Below are 25,937 nucleotides of genomic sequence, written 5' to 3' on the forward strand. Positions count from 1 at the left end.
CGGGCCATTTCCAAAAGAATTGGGCCGCTTGCGCGGCCCGAAAGCCGGACATGACCCCGGCCTCACTTATTCGTGTGAAAGGCGTGTTCCCTGCCATCGGCATGGCCGACGCGGGAGCCCTGCCCTTACTGAGCTGCGTTCAGCTTCGCCAGTTCTTCCTGAACCATGGTCACCATTTCGGTGGAAACCTTGTCCTGCCATTCACGGGCAGCACCAACGGAATACTGCGTGATGGTCGGGATCTTTTCGGTCAGCTTCTGGCCGAGTTCCGTGCTGTAGAATTCAGCAAGCTGGTTCAGCTCTTCTTCGGTGAAGGCGTCTGCCCAGGCCTTGTAAACCAGATTGTTGAGCTCGGTCCGCTTCGGCGCCAGCGTCAGCGCGACATTCTGAACGACTTCGGCGATTTCTTCCGCACGGGTCGGGTCGGACTGAATGAAAGCCGTCCGGGTCTGTTCAGCAAGGATCGGAAGAATATCGTCAAACGGTTCCAGAACCTTGGTCACAACGGCAACCTGCTTGGCTGCGGCAAGGTGGCTTTCAGAAACGGCATCCTGTGCGGCTGCGCCCGAGGCGACAAAACCAGCGGCCATCATGGCTGCGCCCAATACAGCTGCCCGCGGGAAAGATTTGATAAGCTTCATTTTTCTACTCCTAGGCGGCTTTCATCTTTAGTCTGGAAAGCCAAATCCACACCACTTAGATGGGCAAGACGGTCTTTACCCCATCTGTGCCGGCCACGTAAGCTTTTGTTGCAAGTTCAATGAAGAGGCCGTGTTCGACAACCCCCGGAATGGCAACCAGCCGGTCGCCCAGGGTCTGGACCTCGGGTATGCTTTCAAGCTGCGCATCCAGGATGAAGTGACCTCCATCCGTGACGAAAGGCTGAGCCGATCCGCCGCGCAAAGCCATGTTCAACGGCAGTCCAAGATCCTCAAACACTTTCAGGATCGCGCGCCGCGTTGCTTCCAGACCGAAGGGAACGACTTCGATCGGCAGGGGAAAGCGGCCAAGCGTCGCAACTTCCTTGCTGCCGTCTGCAATGACGATCATGTTGGCCGACGCTGATGCCACGATCTTCTCGCGCAGCAAGGCTCCTCCACCGCCCTTGATGAGCGACAGATGGGGGTCCAGTTCATCGGCGCCGTCGACGGTCAGATCAAGTTCCGGCAATTCATCAAGCGTGGTCAGGCGAATGCCGAGGCTCGACGCAAGTTCCCGCGTGCGCTCCGAAGTTGGCACACCGATAACGTCCAGGCCATCCTGTACCCGACGGGCAAGTGCATGGACGAAGAATTCCGCGGTCGAACCGGTCCCAATTCCAAGACGCATTCCGGATGTGACATCGTCGGCAGCGCGCTCCGCCGCCAGTTTCTTGTACTGGTCGCTCATTTACCGTTCCTAGGGCCAACCTGTCGGCGGAGAAGACCAAGCAATCATCTCCATCCGGCCGCCGGGTGCTTAACATGGCCGGCGTCCGCCGGTCCAGTGACATTCCCCCTCTTCAACGGGGAAACACCGCCATAGCGCCCATATCCGCGGTTTATTAACCATCATTTCAGACCAACAATAGATAATGCTTTCAATTGTCTAGGGTTTGGAAAGCACAGAATCAAATGAACATTCTTCGACTTAGACCAAGGCAGAAAGACGAATACAATAATTTAAACAACAAGATACCTGCCCCTGAGGAAACTGACAATACTTCCGGAAACCAGCCGGAAGCGCAGCTGGCAGCCAGCCAGATGAGCTTCGTACTGGACAGCCTGGAAGACGATCTGCAAGTCGCGGCCAAGACCATCAACGCCGCGGCGGAGAAGGTGCAGGACCGGCTCGTCAGTCAGATGGACAAGCTGGAGACCATCCGCAGCGACAGTCAGTCGCTTGCGGACCAATCGGCCGTTGCCAATGAGAACGCTTCGGGACTGGCCACGTCCATTCAGGATCTCACCACCTCCAGCAGCGAAATCGGACAGCAGGTCGGTGTGTCCAACCAGTTGGCACAAGAGGCGCGCGACGTCGCGGCCCAGGTCAACCAGGGTGTTCTGGAGCTCAAGAACGCGATCGATGACATTGCCAATGTCGTCAGCCTGATTTCGGACATTGCCAAGCAAACCAACCTGCTGGCCCTGAACGCCACGATCGAAGCTGCCCGCGCAGGCGAAGCCGGCCGTGGCTTTTCCGTTGTCGCGAGCGAGGTGAAGGCGCTGTCGGTGGAAACGCAGTCGGCAACGGAACAGATCGTCGCCAACATCGACCGCCTCAACCAGTCAGCGGAACTCAGCCTCGGCTCGGTCAACCAGATCATCGATGTTATCGGCAGGATACGGCCCAGCTTTGCCGCGGTCGAAGATGCGGTTCAGACCCAGGTTGAGACAACGAACCGGATCGGTGACCAGGCGCAGCAGACGGCGGACTTCGTTCAGGAAGTGCTGCGCACCGCGCAGACAATTACGGAGTCTGCTGCGGCAGCAGAAGAAGGTGGCATGCTGGCGCGCGAAACCGGTGCAGAAATGAGCACGGCTTCCAAAGCGCTGCAGTCCCGCTTCACCATGATGATCCGGCAGACCGAAATCGGCGATCGTCGTCAGCACGACCGATTGCCGATCAAGATTTCGGGATCCGTGACAGCAGGCGGAACATCCGCACAGATCGAGACCCACGACATTTCGGAAGGCGGCACGCTATTCCGGCCCGAAGGTGGCTCCAACCTGAAACAGGGCATGAATGCCCGTCTTGATCTCACCGAGGTCGGCCAGGTGGAAGTCCGCATCGTCGCCGTTTCCGAACATGGTTGCCACGGTTGCTTCGTCAACAAGGATGCCGGGTTTCAGGCGGCCCTGGAGCGCAAGATCGCATCCATTCATGAAAGCCACGCTGCCGAAGTGGAACGCGTCCAGACCGGGGCTTCACGCATTTCCAACGCGATGGAAGATCTCATCGCGCAGCGCCAGCTGACCATGGATGACCTGTTCGATACCAATTACCAGCACATAGCCGGCACCAACCCGCCGCAAGTGTCGACGCGCGCGTTGGCTCATCTGGAAAAGATCCTGCCAACGATCCAGGAAGAAATCCTCGGCAAATGCAAGGGTATGGCCTTTTGTGCCTCGGTCGATCGCAACGGCTATCTGCCAGTACACAATCTGATCTACTCGAAACCGCAAAAACCGGATGATGTTGCCTGGAACACGGCCAACTGCCGCAACAAGCGCATCTTCGATGACCGGGCCGGCCTCAGCGCGGCGCGCAACACGCGCCCCTTCCTGATCCAGTCCTACGCCCGGGACATGGGCGGCGGCAATATCGTCTGGATGAAGGAGATCGACGCGCCGATCATCGTTCAAGGCCGTCACTGGGGTGGCTTCCGGACCGCGTACAAACTCTAGAACCAACCGGCGGAGCCGATCCCCTCTTGCGGCGGAGCGGCTACGCAGCTAGGCATTGAAGGCGGCCTGCGTTCGGGTGAATGCAGGCCTTTCCCACATTCCGGGGCCGGTTTACCTGCCCGCAATCATGCCTTTCAGCATGAATGCGTTCTTGCCGTCCCGCTCCTGCATTTCAGAGGGTCTCATGTCCGTTCTGGTTTTCGATCTGGATGGCACGCTGGTGTCGTCCATGGAAGATCTCGTCGCCACCTTGAACGTCGTCATGACCTCCGCAGGACATTCGGCCATTCCCCAGGACAACGTCGCCAACATGGTCGGCCTTGGTGCAAAGGTGCTGATCCAGCGCGGCCTGGAATTCAACGGCATTTCCTGGACCGATGAAACCGTGGCGCCGCTCTATGTGCATTTTCTGGAGCATTATGCCGCCAATATCGCGGTTCACACCAAACCGTTCGACGGCGTTGTCGCGGCGCTGGAAAACTTCCGAAAAGACGGATGGAAACTGGCGGTCTGCACCAACAAGGCCGAGCGGCTGACGCATCCGCTGTTGGCTACACTCGATCTCGCCAGGCATTTCGACGCCGTCGTCGGCGGCGATACGTTTTCCGTGGCAAAGCCGCATGCCGAACCCGTGCATGGTGCCATCCACCGGGCGGGTGGAGAAATCGGCGGCTCCATCATGATCGGCGACAGCGGCACCGACATCGATGCCGCCCGTAACGCCGGCATTCCGGTCATCGCGGTCGATTTCGGCTACACGGTCGTGCCGGTCCGGGACCTTTCCCCGGACCGGGTCATTTCGCATTTCGACGAGCTGGCTGGTGCAATCGCTTCGCTCAAGTCCTGAGGCTGGTTCTGTCAGACATCAGAACGTCCTGATGGCATCGCCCAGGGTTTCACGGATTTCTTCCCGGCGCACGGATAATGCCGCGATTTCCGTATCGACATCCTCGATCCGGGTTTCGCTTTCCTCCAGCTTGCGGGCGGCACGCTTGTAGAGATCGGCACCCGGCTCAAGAGCCGCCAGGTTGGCCCGGTGGCGTTCCTGATCCCGGCTCTCCTCATCCTTTTCCAGTCGCAAGCGCTGGATCTGGCGCTCGATCTGCGCGATCTCGTTCTGCAGCTCCGACAGTTCCTTCAGCTTTGCAGCGGTTTCCTTGTCCGGCGAGCGCCTGGAGAGATAAAGCAGCTGGTTCGCATCGGTGGAGATCAGCGAATAGGTCTCCGACAAGGTCCGCTCCTGCAGGGCGGAAACCGTTTCCGTTGTTCCCGCAGGCACTTCCACCTTCAAACGGTGGTGCGTTGCGGTGCTGTCCAATTCCTGCTCGGAGGAAAACTGCCACCCGGGACGTTTGGCATGCTCGATGACAATCGTGCGGTCACCGTCCGGGGCTCCCTTGATCGCGTATTGCGTCGAGGATCGCTCGCGCACCATCGCGTTCAGAACCCCGTCATTGACCTTGATCGAGACGATCTGGCTGTCGGCAGATGTTGACTGTGCAATCCTGACCTTCTTGTCGGTCGCAAAGCTTGCCATGCGGCTTTCGCCCGAGGGCATGCCGCTGATCTGCGCATCACCGACATATCCTTCCTTTTCGTCATAAACCGTCAGGATGCCCTGCGGCAGGCTGGTTTCGGTCTCGTTCTTGATTAGGATTGCAGCAATGGGATGCTGCAGGCCGCTTTCCGGCTGGAATACGGAAACCGTTTCGGCGGATACGACCTTGTCGACGATCGGTGCCGACAGGGTTTCCCCGCTTTCAAGGTCGACAGGCCATGGAATTGTGAAGGACGCGGTGACCGCGCCTTCGCTCACCTCGCCGACATTGGCAGCGGCCATGTTGAGAACCATTTCCGGCGCAACCGCCGAGCCAATGAAGCTGGAACGCGCCGCGCCCGGCATGCGGGCTTCGCTCTCGGCAACATCAAACTGCGGTTCCGCCCCCATGTCGACAGGAGGCACATAGCCGCTGGACACATCCACCGGCACTTCCTGCCGTTGCTTCCAGTAAAGATCGTGGAGCCGCTGTTTCAGCGTTACCGGTGCGCCGGAGGACAGGGTTATCCTGACATCGTCCCAGTCTTCGCCGCTGGCGTTTTCAAGTACGGCCCAGGCCTGCAGCCGGGCCTTGTCATCGGCCATCGTCACCACGCGGTAAGCCGTCTTCCAGATGGGAGCCGGCACGACGTAGGAAACCGCGACCTCACGTTCGCCCTCGCCTGCCACTTTCAAGGCAACGGTTCGCGCGCCGTCCGACTTACCGTTGCCAACGGCCGACAAGGCCTTGGCAACCTTCTGCTGAATGTCTTCATCGAGAAACGTGACTTCGGTATCTGCGGACAGGCCGACTCCGGTGATGCGACCATCACTGAGAACCGAAATGACAAAGGACTGCCCCCTGTCGCCGTCATCCTGCACCGACACGCCGAGAACGAGACCCTCGACCGTGGACCCGGCCTTTTCCAGACGCACGCGGGTTCCCTGCAGTTTTGCCAGAAGGCGTGCGGGCGACTGCAGGTCCTCAACGGTGAACGGCAGGTTCTTGAAGGTTTCCGCCAGCGGGTTCGGGCCTGGAAGAGTAATGCCCTCGACAACGCCTGCCTCATCGAACACGACAATGCTCTTCAGCACATCGTTCACCTGTTCGAGCGGGACCGTCATGTTGATCAGACCGCTGCTGTCAATATCCGCCTTGCGCACCACTTCGGCGAGACCACCCGAAGACAGCGTGATGCTGGTAATGGGCCCATTGTCGGCGCCAAACGCCCCGGCAGGCAGGAAAAGACCCACGAGCGCGAGAGAAGAAACGCGTGCAATCATTTAAAAAACACTCCAAAAAACAGTCAGCGGAAACGATCGTCTGCTTTAAATACGGCCTTTTCGCGAAGACTGATAACGGCTCCTGACATAATCTGTCACGCGATACGACAGCCTTCCGGATCCGACCGCTCGATGAATGCCTCACCAGACGGAAGACCGCGCCGACAGGAAGCCGCCCCACATGACGGCACCCCGATTTTCCAGACATTGCCGGTCAGACGACAAATATTTTCGCCCGGGACAGCGGGTCCCCTCTTTCCGTGGCATCAGCACAAAAAGCAATTGGCTAGAACCGACGAGCCCCAGCAACAGACGTCGGCTCCAGAAAAAGGGTGTTGCGCAAGCCGTTGATTTGCCCTAGATACGCGCCACCAGCCGCCAAGGCATGGGCGATTAGCTCAGCGGGAGAGCACTCCCTTCACACGGGAGGGGTCACTGGTTCAATCCCAGTATCGCCCACCATTTTCCTTTGATTACCTCCAGATCCGGTTGCCGCAATTTTCACTACTTTGCCGTGATCCGATTCACCACAATTGCAACTCTTGCCAGAAATCTGGGCAAATTTTCCTGAAAACCAGCCCTGCAAAAGGTGAGCGTGTATATTGGTCAGATCCGTTCCGTTGAGCGGATCCTGATGATCGGGCGTACCGGAAGTGATCCGGTTTCGCGTTGCCCGCCAGCAAAGCCCCGGCTCCGGCACTGGGCATGGATGACATGTTTCGCTCCGCGACCAATAAAGCTGCGGCACTTTTCCTGTTGTTTGCGGTCCTTGCGCCCGCAACGGTCGCTCGCGCGCAGTCCTCGCAGAACATCCAATTGCCGTCAGTTCCTCTGCTCACCGACGAGCAACAGCGGCTCAATCAATCGCTTCTGCAGCAGCAGATGTTGATTCTGGAACTCGAGCGACAACGACTGGCACAGGAAAGGCGTGAACTGGAAGAAGCGCAGCGCGTTCAGCAATTGCGCGAAGAAAGAGTTCGCCTTTTGCAACTTGAAAGACAACGCCGGCTGGGCCAGCCGCAAAACAGGTCTTACTATCGGCGCCAGCAATACCAGCGCGAAGACTACCGGCCGCAGCGGGGCCAGCCACAACAATACCAACGCCAGCAATTCCAGTCACAGCAGTTCCGACGGCAATAAGCTCTTTCGAGCAAGAAATTCAGGTTCAATCCCCAAGGTATCCGGACAGTTTGGCTTGTCGGCCTGCCTTTGAGACCCCTTCCTGCTATTGTTCTTCAAATGATTCCCGAAGAGCAGATAGAAGATGGCCACGCAAACCGCTCCAAATCCTTTACGTGAAAAGCTCGTCAAGGGGCTGTCCTATCACCAATCCGGAGAGATTGAAAAAGCGCAGCGGTGCTACAAGCTGGTATTGAAAAAGGCGCCGACCAATCCGGATGCGCTCAATCTGCTAGGCGTGACCTACAGGCAATTGGGATCTCCCAAAAAGGCCGTTGAATACATCCAGAAGGCGATTGCCCAGAACCCGAACCAGGCGTCGTTCTATGCCAACCTCGCCCGAGCGATGATGGACATCGGAACAGATTCGGAAAGCATGCTCGCCGTTTCGGAAAAAGCCCTGTCGCTCAACCCGAAAGAGCGCGAGGCACTCAACATCAAGGCAATTGCGCTGACCGGGCTGCAACAGTTTGAAGAAGCGGAAGCGATCTTCAAGAGCCTGCTTGTCTCCAATCCGAACCATGGTGAAGTCTACACGAACTATGGCCTGCTTCTGCGCAAGAACAACCGATTTGAAGAAGCGCTCACCTTCTTCAAACGCGCGGAAATGCTTGCACCGGACAACGTGGAAAACTGTATCGAACAGGCCCGTTGCCGCCTTGAACTGAAACAGTTCGACGCCTCGCTCGAGGCGATCGACAAGGCCCTGGAGCGCTTCAAGAACAACCCGCTCCTGCTCCACGAAAAGGCCCGTGTCCTGTTCTCGATTTCCAGGGCACACGAGGGCTTGAAATACGCCGAAGAGGCCGTCAGAGGCACACCGGGCAACTATCACTGCAAGGTTACGCTCGGGGTTCACTACCTCATGCTCGGCCGCGGACAGGACAGTATCGACATTCTGCAAAAGGCGAAGGAGGAAGCGCCTGGTGGCGTGATTTCCGGCCTCGATTGGAACCTGTCGCTTGCCTATCTGTCGATGGGCAATCTTGAAACGGGTTGGGACATTCACGCGGCCCGCTTTGAAGACAAGAAAGCAACCTCCCAACGGCGGGAGTTTCCAAAGCCGGAATGGGAAGGCGAGGATATCTCCGACAAGACGGTGTTGCTGTGGGGCGACCAGGGGCTTGGTGACGCGCTCAAGTGCGGCACGATGTTTCTCGACATCCAGGCGCGAGCGAAAAAGCTCATTCTCGAAGTGTCGGCGAAGTCGGTTCCCTTCTTCCAGAATTCGTTTCCGGAGATCCTTGTCAGGCCCGGCACGCCAAAGGACGACCAGGCCCCGGAGGATGCGGATTACGACATAACGGCCAACATGGTCGATCTTGCGCGCTATTTCCGGCGGGATTTCGAGAGCTTCAAGAAGGCCCCCTACCCGGTCTACAAATTCAACCAGGAAAAGGCCCGCGAATATCTCGGCAGGCTGCCGGATGCCGACAAGAAACCGATTATCGGCGTCTCCTGGCGCTCAAGGAACCTGGAGAAATACCGCGCGCGCTATTACCTGTCCGCGCCTGATTTTGCGCCGATCCTTGATGCTGAAGACGCGATCTACGTCAATCTTCAGTACATGGCCCTGCAAAAGGAGCTCGACTTCCTGGTGGCCCGCTCGGAAGGAAAGTTCACCTATTTCCCGGACGTCGATCTCTTCAACGACCTGATGGCGGCCGCCGACCTGACCGCCATTTGCGATGTTGTGGTTTCGGCAAATACCAGTGTTGCAGACATGGCGGGCATTCTTGGCGTTCCCTGCGTGCGCTTCGGCCCGGTGGAACCCGCCCTGTTGCTCGGCCAGGCCAATCCTCCCTGGTATCCAAGCATGAAGTACATCTACATCGACGAGACGCATCCGACGGTGGAGATGGTACCGCAGGTCATTCAGGTCATGCGTGAAGAACTGGCAGCCGGTTATCCTGGCAAACGGAACGAACGGCTGGGCCTGTAGAAAGCTTTGCAGGCGCTGCCAGTGAGCTTGCGGCAAAGTAGTGCGATCATTCGTTGAACTGGCCGCCCCGCCTTAGCGAGCCTTTCTGGCAATGGCAACAAGCGTATCGGTCGCGTCGATCTTGCGGAGCGCGGCCTCGTAAGCCGACCTGAGTTCCGGTGTTTCCAGTGCGGACAGGCTTGACTTATGGCCACCTGGCTTGCCGTTGGCAAGCCAGCCGAGATGGTTGGAAAGCGGATACCGCTGCACCCCTTCAATCACGACATCCGCAAAGCCGGCTGCCATAAGCAGGCGCCTCAGGCTTTCGCGTGTGTGGAGAACAAGGTGCTGGCTCCAGAGGGTGAAATTCTTGAAAGCTTCGTTCTGAAGATTGGACAGCAGGAAATCGGAAGCATGCGGAACCTCGACAATCAGTGTTCCGGTGTCCGTCAGCAGTGCTCGCAAGTCTCGCAAGGTTGAAAGCGGATCGGGAAGATGCTCCAGCACATGAAAGGCAAAGACCGCATCCTGCGTTGACGGAGAGATCTGGTTTGGATTGTCCACGCAGCGATAGCCATCGGCAACCAGCGCCTCGATGTAACCCCTGTGCAGCTCGATCCCCGTGACATCGGCACCACGACTGGCTGCCTCTCTCAGGAAAAGCCCCTTCCAACATCCAAACTCGGTGACCGTCTTGCCCGTATAAAACTGCTTGTAGGCATCCAGACGCCGGTACTGATCCTGCTGGTATTCGTAGTCCCAGTCGATGCGCTTGTAGAAGTCGTCCTTGCGGTGTTCAGCGCCTTCGTAGGTCTCGTTACCGACATAGTAATCATTGATGTAGACAACACCTGAAACCGTGTCGCGATAGACGGTCAAACCCTCCTTGTCGCGGGTCCGGGGTGCAAAAACACTCTGGGTTTCAAGGGACGCAAGGCCGAGCTGCTGCAGCGTATCGAACACCGAAAGGTTCTTTTGCAGTGGGTCTACGGCCATATTTCACCTTCTCAGTCGCAAGGTGCCCGGAGAGCGAAGACGTTTGCAGATTGCACGTATCGCGATCCCAGAACCCAAATTCTTCCATGTCACCACCTGGAGTGATGACGGTCCTGTCAGTTGGCAATCATGCCCCGTGCAATCAGCAGCTCGGAGACTTCATTCAGCACACCGGCACCGCCGGCACTTTCCAGAACCACCGTTGCCGTTGCCTTCACTTCAGCAGGCGCATTGCGCGGCGCGATACTCAGACCGCAAGCCTTCATGCAGTCGAGATCCGCAATGTCTGCGCCGATATAGGCAATCTCGGACCACTCCAGCCCCTTTTTGGTGCGCCAGTCCGAAAGGGTTTCCATCTTGTCGAACAGATGATGCTTGTAATCCATGGCAAGTTTGCGGGCGCGCTGGACAGCGAGACTGTCCTCTTCCCGATCCAGCATCAGCAACATCATGCCGCGGCCAAGCAGACGGTCGAGACCGATTTCGTCATACCGGTTGCAGACGATCGATTCCGTGCCGTCTCGATTGACGAAAACAGTATTGTCCGTGTGCACACCGGCAAAGGCGGTCACCACCGCCCGCAAGGGCTGGGTCTCAGTCTCGGTCAGAAAGCCGGTGAAGGGTTCTGACCGGATGAAAGCCTCGGCCATGTCCCAGTCCTGCGAAGTATCGATCTCGATCCAGGTCGAATCCACCGGAACCAGGATCGTCTTTCCGCAGTAACGGTTGCCCGCTTCCAGGAATTCGGGAACACGCATGGCGTAGACGGCACCGTTTTCCCTGTATCTTGCAGAGATATCCTGCCGGCGAACGCGTTGTTTGCTCGGATCATGGTTGAGACCGACGCCTTCGCCGCTGGGGCCGACTTCCCAGTAGAAGCCATGGTCATCGACCACCGAGATCGCACTGGTCGCGTTCTTGGCCAGCAGCGCTTCCACAACATGATCGACATGATGTGCCTGCGTGAAAGGGGCCGTACACTGCAGGAAAACCAGAATGTCCGGCGGTTCGCTGACAAGGCTTGGCTCGTTCTGCAGAAGATGGATCAACGCGGATTCCGAGCTCGCGGTCGGTCCGGAAAGTTCGGTCGGGCGCAAAACGGATTTTGCCCCGTATTTCTCACCGACTGTCAGAATTTCCGCTGAATCGCTCGAGACGAATACTTCGGACACGAAACGCGACCCGCGTGCAGCACGCACGGTCCGGCCGACAAGCGGAATGCCGTTCAAGGGCCGGATGTTTTTGCCCGGAAGACCGACGGAACCGCCTCTGGCAGGAATGGCCGCTACTATTTTCATTTTCTGCTCAACCACCTCGGGGAAGCTGGAGTCACTCTGGTTTGCGCGCGAACACGGTTACGAAAGATCCCCAGAACGCCGGCGACACATCCGCGTCGGCCCGTACCATGCTGTCGAACGTTTCGCGCGTGGCAAAACGCGTTCCGAAATAGGGATATTCGACCATTTCGATGCGGAATCCCGTGTCACGCAGCAGCCTGACAAGAGAATCGTCAGAGAACAGGCTCACATGAGTTGGGTCATGCAGCAACCGGAAACGATCACCGTAGACCCGGGCGGCCGCTGAAGCGAAATTCGGCGTGCCACAAATGAAGTCACCACCCGGTTTCAGGATCTCGAAGATGGTTTCAACAAAGGGAATCGGCTCGTCGACATGCTCGATGACATGGTTGGCGGTCACCACATCGAACGTGCTTGAAGGAAACGTCCCCTTCTCCAGAACACCGTGCCGAAGCTCGGCCGAACACCATTGGCGAGCGACCTCTACCGCCTTCTCGGAAGGATCCAGGCCGAAACAATCGTTCTTGCCCGTGAGCTGCTCAAGCAATTCGCCAAGGCCGAAGCCGATATCAAGCACTCGTCCCGGCGACCGTGCGTTGACGTAGTCCGCGATATAGCGAACATCTTCCTTGCGCTGATCACGCTCGGCTTCAATGTCCCTGACCTTGCCGTCCGGATCCGTCTTTGCTTCCCAATAGTCCTGCGGGAGCGGCCGGGCTGGATAAGCCACATAATAGCTCTCCCCCCGGTACAGATTCAGGCAGCGGTCAATGATGGACATAAATGGCTCTTGAACAAAAAAAGGGCCGACCGGTTCCGGTCAGCCCACCAATACCTCAATCGTCTCACGCCGCCTGCAGCGTGACTTTCCGGCGAAGCTTTTCCGCGATCGGCTTCTCGTCTTCATAGAAGCGCAGAACCCCGTCGCCCCGGACCACTTCCACCCGGCGCACCTGCGAAACCAGCTCAGCGACTTCCGGCATTTCAAGCGACGCCTTCTGGTCGGACCCCCAGTCCGAGCGATCCAGCGTGACATGCCGTTCAATGGAACACGCCCCAAGAGCGGCGGCACAGACGCTTGGCAGGATACCTTCTTCGTGACCGGAAAAACCGATCTTCAGATGGGGGAAAGCGTCCTTCAGGGTCGAAATGCCAAGCAGATTGATCTCGTCATCGCGCGTCGGATAGGTGGAGGTGCAGTGGTACAGGCAGGCGATCTCGCCGCCGGAGCGCTCGATCACGTCAACGAAGCTCTTCACCATTGCCATGTCGCTCATGCCGGTGGAAACCAGCAAGGGTCGGCCACTGCGAGCGCAATACTCCAGGAAATCCCGATCGGTCACCATCGCGGAAGCGACCTTGATATAGGGCGTGTCGTAGTCCAGCAGGAAATCGACGGAGCCTTCGTCCCAAGGAGAGGCAAACCAGTCGATGCCCAGTTCCTTCGACAGCTTGTCGATGCGGTCGTAGTCGGCCTTGCCGAATTCCAGGCCGCGCTTCAGATCGCCGTTCGTTGCGCCGAAGACGTTTTCACGGGGACGCGCCAGCTCTTCAGCGGAATAGACGACGTCGATCGTACGCTTTTGAAACTTGACTGCGTCGCACCCGGCCTCCTTCGACTTGCGGATCATTTCGAGGGCCTGGTCGATATCGCCATTATGGTTGATACCGATTTCGGCAATCACATAGGTTCGACTGTCGGAGATCATGGCTCAGTACCTTGATGTTTGGCCTGCAGCGTTCAAGTGGCCCTGCTGACTTGCCATTTTTAAGACAGATTCTTGCCACTGCAGGCAATGTCTGTCCACCCGCGAACCCCATATTAGGGTGTATCGACCCTGCTTTCTTTGGAAAACCCAAAATAGATCATTAATAAAGCCGCGGGGGCACGTGTTAAACACGCGCCCCCGGCCAAAGATCTAAGCATTAATAACAGATTAAGCTGTTGCCGACTCAGCCGACAAACGCACGCTCGACAACGAACTCTGCCGGCTTGTTGTTTGCACCTTCGGTGAGACCAGCTTCTTCCAGAAGCGCCTTGGTGTCCTTCAACATGTCCATGGAACCGCAGATCATGCCGCGGTCAACGGCGGGATCGAGCGGCGGCACGCCTAGGTCTTCAAACAGTTTGCCGGACTTGATCAGATCGGTGATACGGCCCTGACGCGGAAAGTCTTCCCGGGTCACAGAGGTGTAATGGACCAGCTTGTCCTTTGCGAACTCACCGATCAGCGGATCGTTGATGGTTTCCTGCACAAGGTCCTCGCCGTATTTCAGCTCGGAAACTTCACGGCAGGTATGGGTCAGGATCACCTGGTCGAATTTTTCGTAGGTGTCCGGGTCACGGATCAGGCTCGCAAACGGTGCGATGCCGGTTCCGGTGGAGAACATGTAGACGCGCTTGCCGGGGATGAGCGCATCGTTCACCAGCGTGCCGGTCGGCTTCTTCTTCATCAGCACTGCATCACCCGGCTGGATCTTCTGAAGATGAGACGTCAGCGGGCCGTCCGGAACCTTGATGGAGAAGAACTCGAGCTCTTCGTCCCATGCCGGGCTGGCGATGGAATAAGCGCGATAGAGCGGCTTGCCGTCGATCATCAGACCGATCATCACGAATTCCCCGGACCGGAAGCGGAAGCTCGCCGGGCGTGTCATGCGAAAGCGGAACAGGCGGTCCGTGTAATGCTGGACGGATTTCACTTCCTCGACGAAAGCGCCAGCCGGGGCGGCAGCTTCGAGGTCGGCGGGTTTGGCAAGTACGTTCATGTCAATCTTGGTCCGTATGTCAGCGCTCGTATTAGATTGTGCCTCATGTAGCACTAGTCCAGCCTTGACTTGAAGCAACTGCGATCCACTAAACGCACTTAGTTCAAAAAAATCATTCTAAAAATGTTCAAGATTCCGGCCTGCAGGCATTCGCAGGCCTACCCTGACAGGCCATCCGGCGATGCCGGACGGCCACGCCACCTGCATTACACGTCAGTGTCTTTCTTCAATTGTCGTCACGGTTTCCCGAAAGAAATCGAGCTTTCCGTTGTCTTCGTGGCTGAGGATATAGGTGATGCTTTCGCATTCGCAGTTCCTGACAGGATAGAAGAACCTTTGCTCGAAACGGGTCAGGAACCATCCCTGCCCCAATGCCTGGGAGGCGAGAGCCAGAATATGTGTTCCCTTCGGAAAAACGTCCTGTGCAAGGCGTTGCAGGACACCAGCCATTTCCTCCAGCCCGGAGGCCATCTGCCAGGCAACGTCGGTTTCATCGCGGTAGTGGTCGATACGGAAGTCCAGCTGTTCCGACAGTTCGCCGAAGAGTTCCGGTGACCCTTTTTCAAACAGATCAAGCACACGATGAATGGCGATCGGTTCGGTTCGAGGCAGCGGAAAGGTTTCTGACGGAGACAGGGGTATTGCGGAATTCATTCGGGAGTTCCTTCGGTACGGCGTTGCAATTGACCGCCCGAGTTGTGCCCTCAACCTATTTCGCAGTATACTCCTATGCTTTCTATCGTTGATATAGGTAACTCCTATGCTTGAAGTGACCCCGCTTCGCTATTTCGTCAGCGCCTTCGAATTGGGAACGATCAGCGCGGCAGCCTCGGGACACGGCATTTCTCAACCGTCCTTGTCCCAGGCCTTGCAAAAACTTGAAGACGCAATTGGAACGTCGCTGTTTGTCCGTTCCCGCACCGGGTTACGCCCGACACCGGCTGGTCGCGATTTGTATCACCATGCCCAGTCTATCCTGCGGGCTGTCGGAGACGCCGAGAACCGCTTCCTGAAAGAGCCCCCGCTTCGCCTGAGCCTCTATACGGCGCCCGATATTCTGCTTCCCGCGTTTCAGGGGGCGTTCCATGCCCTGCGCACCACTTATCCGACACTGGAGATGCGTTTCGAGCAGGCAGCGGCGGACGCGGAACTTTCTCTGGTCGACAAGGCCTGCTCCCCCAGGAGCCACAAGTACCGGAAACTCTACAGCGAGCCTTATGTACTTGCCGTTGCAAGGTCTCATCCGCTGGCCGGGCGCAACAGGATTTCCATGAACGACCTTCAGTCCGTTTCCCTGATCTCCCGCAGGTATTGCCCGAATTATGATGCCCTGCTGGCTGAATTCGCCCTGGCGGGCCTGTCGTTGAACGTTTCAGCTGAAGCGGTCAACGATCAGCAGGTACTTGAATTGGCCGGATTAGGCTTTGGCGCTGCCATCCTTCCAGCCGGTCATTTGAAGATGAAAGATACTTTGACGGGCGTTCCGCTCGACCATGAAGGCCTGGAGCGGCGCAGCGTCGGCATCGCGGTGAAAAAGACAGCATTTGCCGATGAAATGTTCCGCACCTGGATGACGGGCTGGGCAACGTTGCCAATTCGTTTGTGACATTTACGAGAATATCAGGTCTGTAAGCGTTTTTTATTTGACAGATAAATACAAACTGCAAAACTTGCTGAAAGCCAAAGACAAATGGCAATAATACCTTCCACAGAGGCACAGTAAATGTCCGGACGCGCGCACGATGAATCAGGCCAGAAGATAGCATTCGTGCTCATGGAGCGATTTTCCATGAACGCTTTCGCCAGCGTTATCGAACCTGTCAGAATAGCAAATCGCCTTTTGGGAAGAGAGTACTACCAATGGACAACTTATTCGCTTGACGGGAATCCCGTCACGGCGAGCAACGGCTGCGAAGTCGCGGTCAAAAAATCTATTCGCGACCTGCACGATGCCGACATTACACTTTTGTGCACCGGCATCGATGTCGAGCGCCTGCCGCTGGACACGGAACTCGGCAACAAGCTGCGCCGTCTGAACGCAATGGGCCGCACCTTTGGCGCCATCTGCACCGGTGCCTATCTGCTTGCCCGGTATCATCTTCTCGACGGTCGCCGCTGCACCATCCATTGGGAAAACCTGAGATCCCTGCGGGAAGAATTTCCGGATGTCGAAGTGACGTCCGATATCTTTGCGATCGACCGCAACTGTATCACCTGTGCCGGCGGCATGGCGTCGCTCGACATGATGCTGCGCCTGATTGCGATCCAGCATGGTGCCTATCTTGCCCATGAAGTTGCCGAAGTCGCGCTCTACCAGAACATGCGCTCCGGCGAATCTGCGCAGCGCCATGACATCGAGGCCCGGACCGGCATTTCGAATGCCAAGATCCTCGACGCGATCCGGATCATGGATTTGCATATCGAAGACCCGCTGAGCTGCCAGCAACTTGCGATGACGGTCAACCTGTCGCCGCGCCAGCTGGAGCGCCTGTTCCGGCGTCATTTCAACTGCACGCCCGGCCAGTACTACTTGCGCCTGCGCCTTGAAACCGCGCGCGACCTGTTGCGCCGGACCAGCCGCCCGGTGCTAGATGTCGCTTTGGCCTGCGGCTTTGCCTCCACCTCGCATTTCACCAAATGCTACCGCGAGCGCTTCTTGTGCACACCGACGGAGGAACGTCAGTCCTACCAGTGGGCCAACACCAAGACGACATCCGGGGTCGGCACCGCCACCCCCATGCGGCTGATCGCCAAGTAAGACGCGGCCTGAAAAACCAGTCCTCGAACGCCGCGGTCTTCGCGGCGTTTTTTTGTAGCCCGCCATGGTCAACCAGGACGTAGCGTAGCGAAGATCCGTGATCGGTGTGCCGAGATCTGGCGAAACAAGCCGAAGAAGACAGCGAACACAACGTTGTCTCTGTCCCGGCTCGCGCTTCGCTTGGCCGGAATGACGTTGGAAACGCAAGTCCTTGGCTGCGCTCCCAAGCGCCACAATTTCCCGCCGAGACTTCTGCCGGAAAAGCTAGAGCAGCCGCCAGAGACCCAGTGGAATGAGGTAAAGGCCAAGGGCGAGGATGGCTGCCAGCACGAGCCGGCGGAAACCGGCCTCCGACACTTTCTTGCGTGCGCGCTGTCCAAACCAGACGCCGGTCAGGGCCGGTACGACCAGCGCAGCAGAGGCCACGGCTTCCTGGCCTCCCATCAGTCCGAAACCGCCAAGTGAAATACCGAGCGCCGTCGTCGACAGCAGGAACAAGAGACCCATTGCCTGGATAAGTTCGTCTCGCGTGAGCCCCAGCGCCTGCAGATACATGACACCGGGCACCGTGTAGGACCCCGTCAGTCCCGAAAGGACACCGTTGACCAGCCCGACGACCACTCCAACCGGGACGACCCGGTTTTCCGGAATATGCAGCACCAGCCCTGCAAGCATCGGCACCGCGTAGGAAACCATCAGTATCCCCAGAAGCAGATCGGCGGCACCTTCCGGCAACTGGGTGAGGATGAAGGTTCCGGCGGCGAGCATCACCACGGCTGACACCAGAAACGGCCAGAGACGGGGCAAAAGAACGCGCAGGTAACCACCGGACAGGCTTTGCCAGAGGTTGGTCAGAAATGCCGGCCAGAGGATAAGGACCATCGCCTTTTCGACACCGACAAACACAGTCATCAGGCCAAGCCCGATTGTCGGCAATCCAAAGCCCACAAGCCCCTTGATGAACCCTGCGCTCAGAAACACCAGCACGGCAATCAGTATCAGTCCCGGACCGGCTGCGCCTAAATCCGTCACGCCTTCACCTGTTGCTGCATGGGGTCTCTTGCTTCTTCTATCCGTCGCCCGTGGGCAGAGTGTAGCCTTCGATCAGCTTGTTCAGCTCACCGGATTCACGGCGACGCTGCAGTTCCTCATCAAAGGACTCCAGCATTCTTATACACGGTGTCGCGCGGGAGAACAGGAAATGAACCGTGTTGACAGCCGCAGACCACGGCAGGACTTCGACCTTCCCTTCGACCCCGGCTTCCTGGATCATCATCTCGCCGTCCCGGCGGGCAATGACCAGATAGTCGGCCTTATCCTCTGCCAGCAGGTACATGTTGGTCTTGAAGTCGTCGAAGGGTTGCCGATCGATGGACAGTTTGGCAGCCGCATAGGTCTCGAATTCTTCGCCAAACGATGCCCCGAACGGTGCAACGCCCCTCAGTCCCGCAAGGTCTTCAAGCGATGCAGGGCGGATATCCAGGCTGGTGCGGACAAAGACACCGACATCTTCGCGCATGACCGGCAGACTGACGCCGAACTTGGCGAGCCTTTCGTCAGTCAGATAGGCCCCCGCCAGAACGTCGATCTGCCCATGCTCAAGTAATGTCAAAAGCCGTTTCCACGGTAGATCCGGCCCCATGACCAAAGGCAAATCCAATGCTGAAAAGATTTCAATTGCGAGGTCAGGAAACACACCGTTGAGGCCGACATCGGCTTCCTGGCGCATGGAAATCGGGTACCAGACACTGGAACCATTCAACTTGACGGAGGAACAATCATTCGTGTCGGCACGGGCAGCAGAGGACAGCGTCAAAGCCAGGCAAGCAAGACCCGAAACCAGTATTCTCTTTCTCAAATGATTGAAAACACTCATTTTATACCGCTCAAACAAAGCCATGAATGAAGTCAGACAAATCAGTGAAACTTCTTTTGACTAATCGGTCAATCAAAAAAACACGTTCTACGTGTGCATGCGTTGTATTTGCGGTTTCATTTTGAAAACGGCATCTGTCGCTCTTGCAAAAAATTACAATAAGATCACTGCGGTCATTTTCTTTGAAACCTGGAAGATGCTAGCCTTGCCGCATGAGTGCCTCCCCCCTGCCCCGGCTGCCGAATCGTATCGCTCGGCACCTCTTCCTCGAAAGACACGGCCTTGCATCCGCCCCCAAAGGAACCGGAAAAGGCGATGATCTTGCTGCGGTCATAGACCAGATCGGCTTCGTGCAGCTCGACAGCATCAACACTGTCGCCCGCGCGCACCACATGATCCTGGCTGCCCGGCGACCAGCCTACAAGGAAAAGAACCTCAAGCTTCTTGCCGAGCGTGACCGGCATCTGTTCGAGCATTGGACGCACGATGCGTCGGTCATACCGACAGAGTTTTTCCGGCATTGGCGCCTGCGCTTCAGCCGAGACAAGGAAAACCTCATCAACAGGTGGCGCAACTGGCACCAGAACGAGTTCGAACGGAAATTCGACGAGATTCTGAACAGGATCAGCGACCATGGTCCGGTCACGTCGGCATCTGTCGGAGAAGACGAGCAACGCAGCAATGGCGGCTGGTGGGAATGGCACCCCTCAAAGGCAGCACTCGAGTTCCTGTGGCGCACCGGCGAATTGTCGGTAACCGGCCGGAACGGATTTCAGAAAGTCTACGACCTGACGGAACGGGTCATTCCGGCGCAACATCTCAATGCTGTTCATGACTTTGAAGAAACGACAGATTGGGCAGCCCGCTCCGCGCTCGACAGGCTGGGCTTTGCGACCTCCGGCGAGATCGCTGCTTTCTGGGACCTGATCACGCCACAGGAAGCCAAGGACTGGTGTACGGCAGCAAAGGCTGCGGGCACGATTACCGAAATTGAAGTTGAGTGTGTCGATGGATCCCGGCGGAAGGTGTTCGCCTATCCGGAAACGCTGGATACGCTTTCCGAGCTTCCAGAACCGCCTTCGCGGGTGCGGATCCTGTCGCCGTTCGATCCTGCACTTCGCGACCGCAAAAGGGCCGAGCGCCTGTTCGGATTCTACTACCGGATCGAGATCTTCGTTCCTGAACCGAAGCGCCAATACGGCTACTACGTCTTCCCTGTCCTGGAAGGTGACCGTTTGATCGGCCGCATCGACATGAAGGCACTCAGGAGCGAGAACAGGCTTCATGTGCGGGCCTACTGGCCGGAACAAGGCATCAGAGCCTCAAAGGGCCGGGAGGCCAAACTACAGGCGGAGCTGGAACGCACCGCCCGCTTTGCCGGCGTTTCCGACATCACCTACGAACCGGATTGGCAACGGACGGCCCTTTAGCCGTCCGCACCGTTGTTTCCAGTGCTGGCCGGTCATCCGGCCAACACCATGGGTCAATCATGTGGTCAGCTCGCCACCCTTTCCAACAGGTGCTTTCGGGCCAGAGCGCGTACCTCTTCGAAAGTCCAGTCCTTCACCAGCACGCCATTGCGATAGACCGTCTGCAACTGATCGGTTCTGCCGCCAACCGCTTCGAGACGAACCGCGCTCAGCACTCCGTTTTCCAGGACCGTCGCCTGACGACCGGCCTTGGAGGCCTTGCCGGGATCGGTCGCCGGGTTCTTGGAGACATCGCGCCAGGTACCGTCAGCGGTTTTCATCGCATTTGCCTTCATGGCAAAGCGCATCGTGTCCCGGTTGACCTGCTGCAACAGTCCCCCGCCCATTCCTACGGCGATGTTGTCGACCGACCAATTGCGACGCACCAGTTCTTCCACCAGTTGCCTGATGGTGTCGAGCTTCATGCCGTCACCCTGAATGACGCGAACCGACGGGTGCAAAACGCGCGCACCCTTGCTGTTTTCCGAGCCGCCGTAGTGCTGCCAAAGGGTTTCCATAACCTTCAACGGCATTTCGACAGGGTCGCCGGAATCCGGGCGGATGACGACCGTTGCCCCCGATTTCAGCACCTCGTCCTTCAACCGGCCGCACCACAGGTTCTCGACAGCATTGCCGAGATCGTAGCTGTCTGAAACGACCGCCACCAGAGCATTAGGACGGCCAAACTGCACCAGCATGTTCCGGTACGCGTCGACTTCCCGCTCACGGCCCCAACTCGTCATAGTCGAGTGTTCAGCTGCCGGGATCGAAAAACCCGCCACATCCGCGCCGTACCAGGCCATGGCCGCTTCCAGAGCTTCCATGGTGTCGGTGCCCGAGAAATTGACCAGATGGGCCATGCCGCCAAGTGCGGCGCTTTCGGCAGAGGAAACCCCGCGCGCGCCGAAATCATGCAGCTTGAAAGGGATCTGTCCGGCTGGATCCTCAGAGGTTTCCAGAAGACCGCGATACAGGATCTCCTTGCATTTGAAGGAGAGTGTCGCAACCGTCGACGGATACCAGACCGACCGCAACAAGGCGGTTTCAACCCAGGTGGTCAGCCAGGGCATGCGCTCGTCGGTGTTTTCCACCTGCACCAAGGGCACACCGCTCGGTGCCAGCGTTCCTTCCGGCAGAGCCTTGATCTCCAGCGGAAACAGACCGCCGTGATCCGTCAGGATCTGTTCCCAGCCTTCCCGGTTGAACGGAACGCCATGGGCCGCACAGATGCGTGCTGCCGCTTCGATGTCCGTTGCCGTGATCGGCTTCAGGAGGACATCCTTGAGGTAGGATTGCAGCCCGAAGAACAGGACGCTATCCGAAAACGGATTGGGCCTTGCTTCCAGATAGGCCGAGATCCTGCGGGCCTCGGGCGGATATTGCTTGAAGTGCGACTGCTTGTAGCTGTCGGTCGCCAGAAGTGGGTTTGTCATTGTGAACTCCTCACGTGACAGATGCGATTGTCTGCGGGCCTCCCCCGCAGGCGCTGTTACAGGTCCGCCATCAGCTGGATGATGGACCAGTGATCTTCGAAGAACTGCTCGGACTTCAGGTCGCCAAGGCGATGCCAATTGGCTGACCTGGCATCGTCACCACCCGTGACTGAAAACAGTTCGCGCCGTTCAGGCAGACGAAACAGAAACGCGTGGGTGATGATGCGGCCACGCAACGACCGGTCAGGATGGTCGAAGACCCTTGTCTTGGTTCCGTCTATAAAAGACGCCAACATCGCCGGGGGAATTTCTCCCTTGTGGTCGCTGATGGCGGTTTCTTCCTTCAACTCGCGGATTGCGGCATCCTTGATGCTTTCGCTGGGATCAAGGAACCCGCCGGGCAGAGCCAGCAATCCCTTGCCGGGAGCCTGGCCGCGCTCGACCAGAAGAATGTTTCCGGACTGGATGACGACGGCATCCACCGTCACGAACGGTCCCCTTCCCCATTGCCCGGGATAGGCATCCAGGTACTCGGTCTCTTCCAGAAGTGCACGAAAGGTCTCCGTCAGAGCGAAGGCTTCCAGCCACTCCACCACGCCGGCCGACAGAACCGACCGCGATATGACCGGGATGCGCTGGAACAACTGCCTGCGCACGTCTGTCGACGAGAAGGTGCCGTATTGGCTGGCCAACTGCACATTGCCCCATTCGGGAAACAGCTTGAGATAGTAGCTCGTGCGGTCCTTGCCATAGCCAGCAAGCGCGATCTCGATATCCTGCAAACCATGCAGAACGACACCGCCCTTGTTGTAATCGGCAAGCACGGTTTCATTGACGGCCCGCTGAACCTCGGCGCACCAGGCAGCATCCGAATAGGGATGATCCGAAACAGGCTTCAGGATCAGACGGCCGGTGGTCAGCTCGTGCTTGAACACCTTTGCGAACATTTCTTCGCGTTCGGCGCAAGTGAAGGGATTTCGCGGGGTGCGCGCCTGACCGGAAGACCCGATCAGTACGATCAGCGTATCGACTTGTTCCAGCGCAGATCTGATGACGGCCTCATGGCCAGCATGCAACGGCTGAAAGCGGCCGACAAAAACACCGTAGTGAAATTTGGACATTCGAGCCTCCCTCGAATTTTTGGAATGCAGCCGAACTCCTCGGCTGCATCTCATCTAATACTCATTTTGAGCATTAGCAAGAGAATAATGCTCAAAATGAGTATTATTCTCTTGTCGATCCGGAAATTACCGCGATACCGCCGGTGAGATCCCTGCCTGGCGATATGTCACGCCGGAACCAAGGACCTGTTCAACGCGGTAAAATGGGCGCATAATTTCTCTGTTTCGAATGAATGAAACTTGGGAGAATACGATGACCGTCGAACGCGCCATTCTTCTCGTGGTCGGCCTGCTGATACTTGCGTCGGTATTGCTGGCTGTCTACGTCAATCTCAACTGGCTTTGGCTCACCGGAATTCTCGGCGCCCATCTCGTCCAGGCATCCTTTACCGGACTTTGCCCGGTGGTGATGGTCCTGAAAAAGCTGGGTTTGCCGCAGAAATCCGGCTTTGCCTGAAAAGGTGCAACGCCGCCAGAAAAGAAACGCGTGCGAAAAGATCGCCTTCGACCTGATCGAGAGCGATCTTGCGTCACTTGATTATTGATGTAGCTGCTGAAGTTCCCTTCGCCATTCAGCCGGCTCAGGTCCAGCTGAGAACTACCTTGCCGGCTTCACCTGACTTCATGGCAGCAAAACCTTTTTCGAAATCATCGACACCAAACCGGTGCGTGATGACATTGCGCACGTCCAGACCGTTCTGCAGCATGGCAATCATCTTGTACCAGGTCTCGAAAATTTCCCGGCCGTAAACGCCCTTGATCGTGATGGCCTTGAACACGATGCGTGACCAGTCGACGGGCGACTTTCCGGGCGGGATACCAAGCAGTGCAATCCGCCCGCCCATCACGAGGTTCTCGACCATCTGATCGAGTGCTACCTGACTGCCGGACATTTCCAGGCCGACGTCGAAGCCTTCCTTCATGCCGAGTTTCTTCTCGATGCCTTTCAGATCTTCCCGGGCGACATTGACCGGCACCACGTCGGCCACCTTCGTTGCAAGGTCGAGACGCGCCTGATTGATATCGGTGATAACGACATTGCGCGCCCCGACATGACGGGCAACAGCAGCGGCCATGATGCCGATCGGACCGGCTCCGGTGATCAGAACATCCTCTCCAACCAGATCGAAACTGAGTGCGGTATGAACCGCATTGCCGAGCGGGTCGAGAATGGCGCCGATCTCATCGTCGATCTCGTCCGGCAAAGGCACAACATTGAAAGCCGGCAAGCGCAGATATTCTGCAAAGGCACCCTGCTCGTTGACGCCTATGCCGCGGGTTTCCGGATCCAGATGAAACTTGCCCGCGCGAGACTGGCGTGAGTGCCGTCCGATCAGGTGCCCCTCGCCTGAGCATCGCTGTCCGATTTCAAGGTCGGTGACGTTCTTGCCGAGTTCGACAATTTCGCCGGCGAATTCGTGACCGGTGATCATCGGCACCGGCACGGTCTTCGACGCCCAGTCGTCCCAGTTCCAGATGTGAATATCCGTGCCGCAAATGCCGGTTTTATGGATCTTGATCAGAACGTCGTCCGGACCGATTTCCGGCACCGGCGCGCGGGTCATCCAGAGGCCCTCCTTCGGTTCGGACTTGGACAGCGCCTTCATTTGGTTGCTGGTCATGACAGAACCCCCGTCGCCTTGCCGGCCTTTTCGAAGGCTTCCAGTGCGCGGTCCAGGTCGGACCGGGTCAAGGCCGCGTTCATCTGCGTGCGAATGCGGGCCTGACCGCGCGGCACCACAGGAAAGAAGAAACCGGAGACATAGACGCCTTCCTCAAACAACTTTGCCGCCATTTCCTGGGCCAACTTTGCCTCGCCCAGCATCACCGGAATGATGGGATGCTCACCCGGCAGAAGCGTGAAGCCGAGCGCTTCAAGGCCTGCACGCCAATAGCCGGCATTGTCGAAAAGGTTCTTGCGCAGATCGTCACCCTCTTCCACCAGGCGGATGGCCTCAAGACCGCTCATGACCACTGCCGGTGGCAGGGAGTTGGAGAAGAGATAGGGCCTTGCCCGCTGGCGCAGCAGGTCAATAACCGGCTGAGGCCCGGCAATGTAACCACCAATGCCGCCGCCCAGCGCCTTGCCGAGTGTTCCCGTCAAAATATCGACATCAACCCCGAAATGCGCCGGTGTGCCCTCGCCCTTCGGCCCCATGAAGCCGGTCGCATGACAATCGTCGACCATCACCACGGCATCATATTGCCTGGCGAGTTCGGTCACCCCCGGCAGGTTGGCCAGATAGCCGTCCATCGAGAAGACACCGTCGGTCGCAATCATGATGTGGCGGGCACCGGCGGCCCGGGCTTCCTTCAGCTTCGCTTCCAGATCCGCCATATCGGAATTGGCGTAGCGATAGCGCTGGGCCTTGCACAGGCGAATACCGTCTATGATCGATGCGTGATTGAGCGCGTCCGATATGATCGCGTCCTCAGGACCGAGCAAGGGCTCGAACAAGCCGCCATTTGCATCAAAACAGGCCGCGAACAGAATGGAATCGTCCTTGCCAAGAAATTCAGCCAAGCGTTGCTCAAGTTGCCGGTGAATGTCCTGCGTTCCGCAAATGAAGCGCACGGACGCCATGCCGTAGCCCTTCGGTTCAAGAGCCTTGCGGGCCGCCTCCTCGAGAGCCGGATGATCGGCCAGACCCAGGTAATTGTTTGCGCAAAGGTTGATAACCTCGCGCCCGCCAACCGTGATCAAACCGCCCTGCGGCGAGGTGATCAACCGCTCGCGTTTGTAGAGCCCTTCGGCCTCGATTTCTTTTAGCGTCTCGGAAATATGCGACAGAAAGGCATCGGACACAGGGCTTCCTCCGGCAAAATGGATATTTCCTCCACTATGCCGGATATTTGTCCGGAATAAAAGATTCTATTTCCGGTATCACGGATTCTTGCAACTGCCCTTCCGCA

The 25,937-nt window shown here is 57.7% G+C and carries 23 protein-coding genes and 1 tRNA gene; 9 read left to right on the forward strand and 15 right to left on the reverse strand.

What is annotated here, in order from left to right:
- Nucleotides 1–125 precede the first annotated feature (125 nt).
- A complete protein-coding gene (locus ACP90_RS17560) occupies nucleotides 126–641 on the reverse strand; it encodes a DUF2059 domain-containing protein (RefSeq protein WP_031270696.1) in 516 nt (171 codons plus the stop codon).
- 55 nt (nucleotides 642–696) lie between these two features.
- The gene (gene rpiA, locus ACP90_RS17565) at nucleotides 697–1,389 is read right to left on the reverse strand and encodes a ribose-5-phosphate isomerase RpiA (protein ID WP_062489091.1); all 693 of its coding nucleotides are present in this window, start codon (nucleotides 1,387–1,389) and stop codon (nucleotides 697–699) included.
- 353 nt (nucleotides 1,390–1,742) lie between these two features.
- On the opposite strand from rpiA, the gene ACP90_RS17570 reads away from it, so the two are divergent.
- Together ACP90_RS17570 and ACP90_RS17575 are read left to right on the forward strand one after the other, a co-directional pair.
- The gene (locus ACP90_RS17570) at nucleotides 1,743–3,386 is read left to right on the forward strand and encodes a methyl-accepting chemotaxis protein (protein WP_208993358.1); all 1,644 of its coding nucleotides are present in this window, start codon (nucleotides 1,743–1,745) and stop codon (nucleotides 3,384–3,386) included.
- 184 nt (nucleotides 3,387–3,570) lie between these two features.
- Nucleotides 3,571–4,233, forward strand: a complete 663-nt coding sequence (locus tag ACP90_RS17575) for an HAD hydrolase-like protein (protein WP_055656436.1) — start codon at nucleotides 3,571–3,573, stop codon at nucleotides 4,231–4,233.
- An 18-nt stretch (nucleotides 4,234–4,251) separates the two neighbouring features.
- On the opposite strand, the gene ACP90_RS17580 is transcribed toward ACP90_RS17575, so the two are convergent.
- Nucleotides 4,252–6,207, reverse strand: coding sequence for a DUF4139 domain-containing protein (locus tag ACP90_RS17580; RefSeq protein WP_062489093.1), 1,956 nt, complete (start codon nucleotides 6,205–6,207; stop codon nucleotides 4,252–4,254).
- Nucleotides 6,208–6,594: 387 nt separating this feature from the next.
- Here ACP90_RS17580 and ACP90_RS17585 point away from each other — a divergent pair.
- The 3 genes from ACP90_RS17585 (at nucleotide 6,595) to ACP90_RS17595 (ending at nucleotide 9,328) form a co-directional block, all read left to right on the forward strand.
- Nucleotides 6,595–6,669, forward strand: a tRNA-Val gene (locus ACP90_RS17585).
- Nucleotides 6,670–6,912: 243 nt separating this feature from the next.
- Nucleotides 6,913–7,347 (forward strand): hypothetical protein, encoded by a 435-nt coding sequence (locus tag ACP90_RS17590; RefSeq protein ID WP_145915792.1) that lies wholly within the window; start codon nucleotides 6,913–6,915, stop codon nucleotides 7,345–7,347.
- Nucleotides 7,348–7,471: 124 nt separating this feature from the next.
- Entirely contained in the window at nucleotides 7,472–9,328 is a 1,857-nt protein-coding gene (locus tag ACP90_RS17595) for a tetratricopeptide repeat protein (RefSeq protein WP_062489095.1), read from the forward strand.
- Nucleotides 9,329–9,400: 72 nt separating this feature from the next.
- On the opposite strand, the gene ACP90_RS17600 is transcribed toward ACP90_RS17595, so the two are convergent.
- From ACP90_RS17600 to ACP90_RS17625, 6 genes are all read right to left on the reverse strand, one after another.
- Nucleotides 9,401–10,303 (reverse strand): class I SAM-dependent methyltransferase, encoded by a 903-nt coding sequence (locus ACP90_RS17600; protein WP_062489096.1) that lies wholly within the window; start codon nucleotides 10,301–10,303, stop codon nucleotides 9,401–9,403.
- Nucleotides 10,304–10,419: 116 nt separating this feature from the next.
- A complete protein-coding gene (locus tag ACP90_RS17605) occupies nucleotides 10,420–11,601 on the reverse strand; it encodes an acylneuraminate cytidylyltransferase (protein ID WP_055653552.1) in 1,182 nt (393 codons plus the stop codon).
- A gap of 31 nt (nucleotides 11,602–11,632) precedes the next feature.
- The gene (locus ACP90_RS17610) at nucleotides 11,633–12,382 is read right to left on the reverse strand and encodes a class I SAM-dependent methyltransferase (RefSeq protein ID WP_062489097.1); all 750 of its coding nucleotides are present in this window, start codon (nucleotides 12,380–12,382) and stop codon (nucleotides 11,633–11,635) included.
- A 64-nt stretch (nucleotides 12,383–12,446) separates the two neighbouring features.
- Nucleotides 12,447–13,310: an N-acetylneuraminate synthase family protein gene (locus tag ACP90_RS17615; protein ID WP_023003886.1), complete on the reverse strand. Its 864-nt coding sequence runs from the start codon at nucleotides 13,308–13,310 to the stop codon at nucleotides 12,447–12,449.
- Nucleotides 13,311–13,554: 244 nt separating this feature from the next.
- A complete protein-coding gene (locus tag ACP90_RS17620; protein WP_023003885.1) occupies nucleotides 13,555–14,367 on the reverse strand; it encodes a ferredoxin--NADP reductase in 813 nt (270 codons plus the stop codon).
- A gap of 213 nt (nucleotides 14,368–14,580) precedes the next feature.
- Nucleotides 14,581–15,021, reverse strand: a complete 441-nt coding sequence (locus ACP90_RS17625) for a hypothetical protein (protein WP_082809772.1) — start codon at nucleotides 15,019–15,021, stop codon at nucleotides 14,581–14,583.
- 106 nt (nucleotides 15,022–15,127) lie between these two features.
- On the opposite strand from ACP90_RS17625, the gene ACP90_RS17630 reads away from it, so the two are divergent.
- Both ACP90_RS17630 and ACP90_RS17635 read left to right on the forward strand, forming a co-directional pair.
- Nucleotides 15,128–15,973, forward strand: coding sequence for a LysR family transcriptional regulator (locus ACP90_RS17630; RefSeq protein ID WP_062489098.1), 846 nt, complete (start codon nucleotides 15,128–15,130; stop codon nucleotides 15,971–15,973).
- 183 nt (nucleotides 15,974–16,156) lie between these two features.
- A complete protein-coding gene (locus tag ACP90_RS17635) occupies nucleotides 16,157–17,125 on the forward strand; it encodes a GlxA family transcriptional regulator (RefSeq protein WP_208993359.1) in 969 nt (322 codons plus the stop codon).
- 264 nt (nucleotides 17,126–17,389) lie between these two features.
- On the opposite strand, the gene ACP90_RS17640 is transcribed toward ACP90_RS17635, so the two are convergent.
- Nucleotides 17,390–18,157, reverse strand: coding sequence for a sulfite exporter TauE/SafE family protein (locus tag ACP90_RS17640; protein WP_062489099.1), 768 nt, complete (start codon nucleotides 18,155–18,157; stop codon nucleotides 17,390–17,392).
- Between the two features lie 37 nt (nucleotides 18,158–18,194).
- Entirely contained in the window at nucleotides 18,195–19,001 is an 807-nt protein-coding gene (locus ACP90_RS17645) for a transporter substrate-binding domain-containing protein (RefSeq protein WP_023003880.1), read from the reverse strand.
- A gap of 212 nt (nucleotides 19,002–19,213) precedes the next feature.
- Here ACP90_RS17645 and ACP90_RS17650 point away from each other — a divergent pair, with 212 nt between their 5' ends.
- Nucleotides 19,214–20,431: a crosslink repair DNA glycosylase YcaQ family protein gene (locus tag ACP90_RS17650; RefSeq protein WP_062489100.1), complete on the forward strand. Its 1,218-nt coding sequence runs from the start codon at nucleotides 19,214–19,216 to the stop codon at nucleotides 20,429–20,431.
- 65 nt (nucleotides 20,432–20,496) lie between these two features.
- Here the strand turns inward: ACP90_RS17650 and ACP90_RS17655 are convergent, their stop codons facing one another.
- Nucleotides 20,497–21,903, reverse strand: coding sequence for a nicotinate phosphoribosyltransferase (locus ACP90_RS17655; RefSeq protein ID WP_062489101.1), 1,407 nt, complete (start codon nucleotides 21,901–21,903; stop codon nucleotides 20,497–20,499).
- Nucleotides 21,904–21,959: 56 nt separating this feature from the next.
- Nucleotides 21,960–23,024, reverse strand: coding sequence for an NUDIX domain-containing protein (locus tag ACP90_RS17660; RefSeq protein ID WP_062489102.1), 1,065 nt, complete (start codon nucleotides 23,022–23,024; stop codon nucleotides 21,960–21,962).
- A gap of 253 nt (nucleotides 23,025–23,277) precedes the next feature.
- On the opposite strand from ACP90_RS17660, the gene ACP90_RS17665 reads away from it, so the two are divergent.
- A complete protein-coding gene (locus ACP90_RS17665; protein WP_031270681.1) occupies nucleotides 23,278–23,481 on the forward strand; it encodes a YgaP-like transmembrane domain in 204 nt (67 codons plus the stop codon).
- Between the two features lie 124 nt (nucleotides 23,482–23,605).
- Here the strand turns inward: ACP90_RS17665 and tdh are convergent, their stop codons facing one another.
- The gene (tdh, locus tag ACP90_RS17670) at nucleotides 23,606–24,631 is read right to left on the reverse strand and encodes an L-threonine 3-dehydrogenase (protein ID WP_208993601.1); all 1,026 of its coding nucleotides are present in this window, start codon (nucleotides 24,629–24,631) and stop codon (nucleotides 23,606–23,608) included.
- Nucleotides 24,632–24,642: 11 nt separating this feature from the next.
- Complete coding sequence (locus ACP90_RS17675) at nucleotides 24,643–25,830, reverse strand: glycine C-acetyltransferase (RefSeq protein ID WP_062489104.1); 1,188 nt, start codon at nucleotides 25,828–25,830, stop codon at nucleotides 24,643–24,645.
- Between the last annotated feature and the right edge of the window lie 107 nt (nucleotides 25,831–25,937).

This window comes from Labrenzia sp. CP4 (assembly GCF_001579905.1).
Taxonomy (GTDB): Bacteria; Pseudomonadota; Alphaproteobacteria; order Rhizobiales; family Stappiaceae; genus Roseibium; species Roseibium algicola.

Bases quoted from the DNA above. Each gene is read 5' to 3' on its own strand.
- ACP90_RS17610 (WP_062489097.1), bottom strand. From the start codon at position 12,382: ATGTCCATCATTGACCGCTGCCTGAATCTGTACCGGGGGGAGAGCTAT.
- ACP90_RS17615 (WP_023003886.1), bottom strand. From the start codon at position 13,310: ATGATCTCCGACAGTCGAACCTATGTGATTGCCGAAATCGGTATCAAC.
- ACP90_RS17590 (WP_145915792.1), top strand. From the start codon at position 6,913: ATGGATGACATGTTTCGCTCCGCGACCAATAAAGCTGCGGCACTTTTC.
- ACP90_RS17625 (WP_082809772.1), bottom strand. From the start codon at position 15,021: ATGAATTCCGCAATACCCCTGTCTCCGTCAGAAACCTTTCCGCTGCCT.
- ACP90_RS17605 (WP_055653552.1), bottom strand. From the start codon at position 11,601: ATGAAAATAGTAGCGGCCATTCCTGCCAGAGGCGGTTCCGTCGGTCTT.
- ACP90_RS17635 (WP_208993359.1), top strand. From the start codon at position 16,157: ATGAACGCTTTCGCCAGCGTTATCGAACCTGTCAGAATAGCAAATCGC.
- ACP90_RS17620 (WP_023003885.1), bottom strand. From the start codon at position 14,367: ATGAACGTACTTGCCAAACCCGCCGACCTCGAAGCTGCCGCCCCGGCT.
- ACP90_RS17630 (WP_062489098.1), top strand. From the start codon at position 15,128: ATGCTTGAAGTGACCCCGCTTCGCTATTTCGTCAGCGCCTTCGAATTG.
- ACP90_RS17600 (WP_062489096.1), bottom strand. From the start codon at position 10,303: ATGGCCGTAGACCCACTGCAAAAGAACCTTTCGGTGTTCGATACGCTG.
- ACP90_RS17645 (WP_023003880.1), bottom strand. From the start codon at position 19,001: ATGAGTGTTTTCAATCATTTGAGAAAGAGAATACTGGTTTCGGGTCTT.
- ACP90_RS17650 (WP_062489100.1), top strand. From the start codon at position 19,214: ATGAGTGCCTCCCCCCTGCCCCGGCTGCCGAATCGTATCGCTCGGCAC.
- ACP90_RS17660 (WP_062489102.1), bottom strand. From the start codon at position 23,024: ATGTCCAAATTTCACTACGGTGTTTTTGTCGGCCGCTTTCAGCCGTTG.
- rpiA (WP_062489091.1), bottom strand. From the start codon at position 1,389: ATGAGCGACCAGTACAAGAAACTGGCGGCGGAGCGCGCTGCCGACGAT.
- ACP90_RS17655 (WP_062489101.1), bottom strand. From the start codon at position 21,903: ATGACAAACCCACTTCTGGCGACCGACAGCTACAAGCAGTCGCACTTC.
- ACP90_RS17575 (WP_055656436.1), top strand. From the start codon at position 3,571: ATGTCCGTTCTGGTTTTCGATCTGGATGGCACGCTGGTGTCGTCCATG.
- tdh (WP_208993601.1), bottom strand. From the start codon at position 24,631: ATGAAGGCGCTGTCCAAGTCCGAACCGAAGGAGGGCCTCTGGATGACC.
- ACP90_RS17580 (WP_062489093.1), bottom strand. From the start codon at position 6,207: ATGATTGCACGCGTTTCTTCTCTCGCGCTCGTGGGTCTTTTCCTGCCT.
- ACP90_RS17665 (WP_031270681.1), top strand. From the start codon at position 23,278: ATGACCGTCGAACGCGCCATTCTTCTCGTGGTCGGCCTGCTGATACTT.
- ACP90_RS17560 (WP_031270696.1), bottom strand. From the start codon at position 641: ATGAAGCTTATCAAATCTTTCCCGCGGGCAGCTGTATTGGGCGCAGCC.
- ACP90_RS17570 (WP_208993358.1), top strand. From the start codon at position 1,743: ATGAGCTTCGTACTGGACAGCCTGGAAGACGATCTGCAAGTCGCGGCC.
- ACP90_RS17595 (WP_062489095.1), top strand. From the start codon at position 7,472: ATGGCCACGCAAACCGCTCCAAATCCTTTACGTGAAAAGCTCGTCAAG.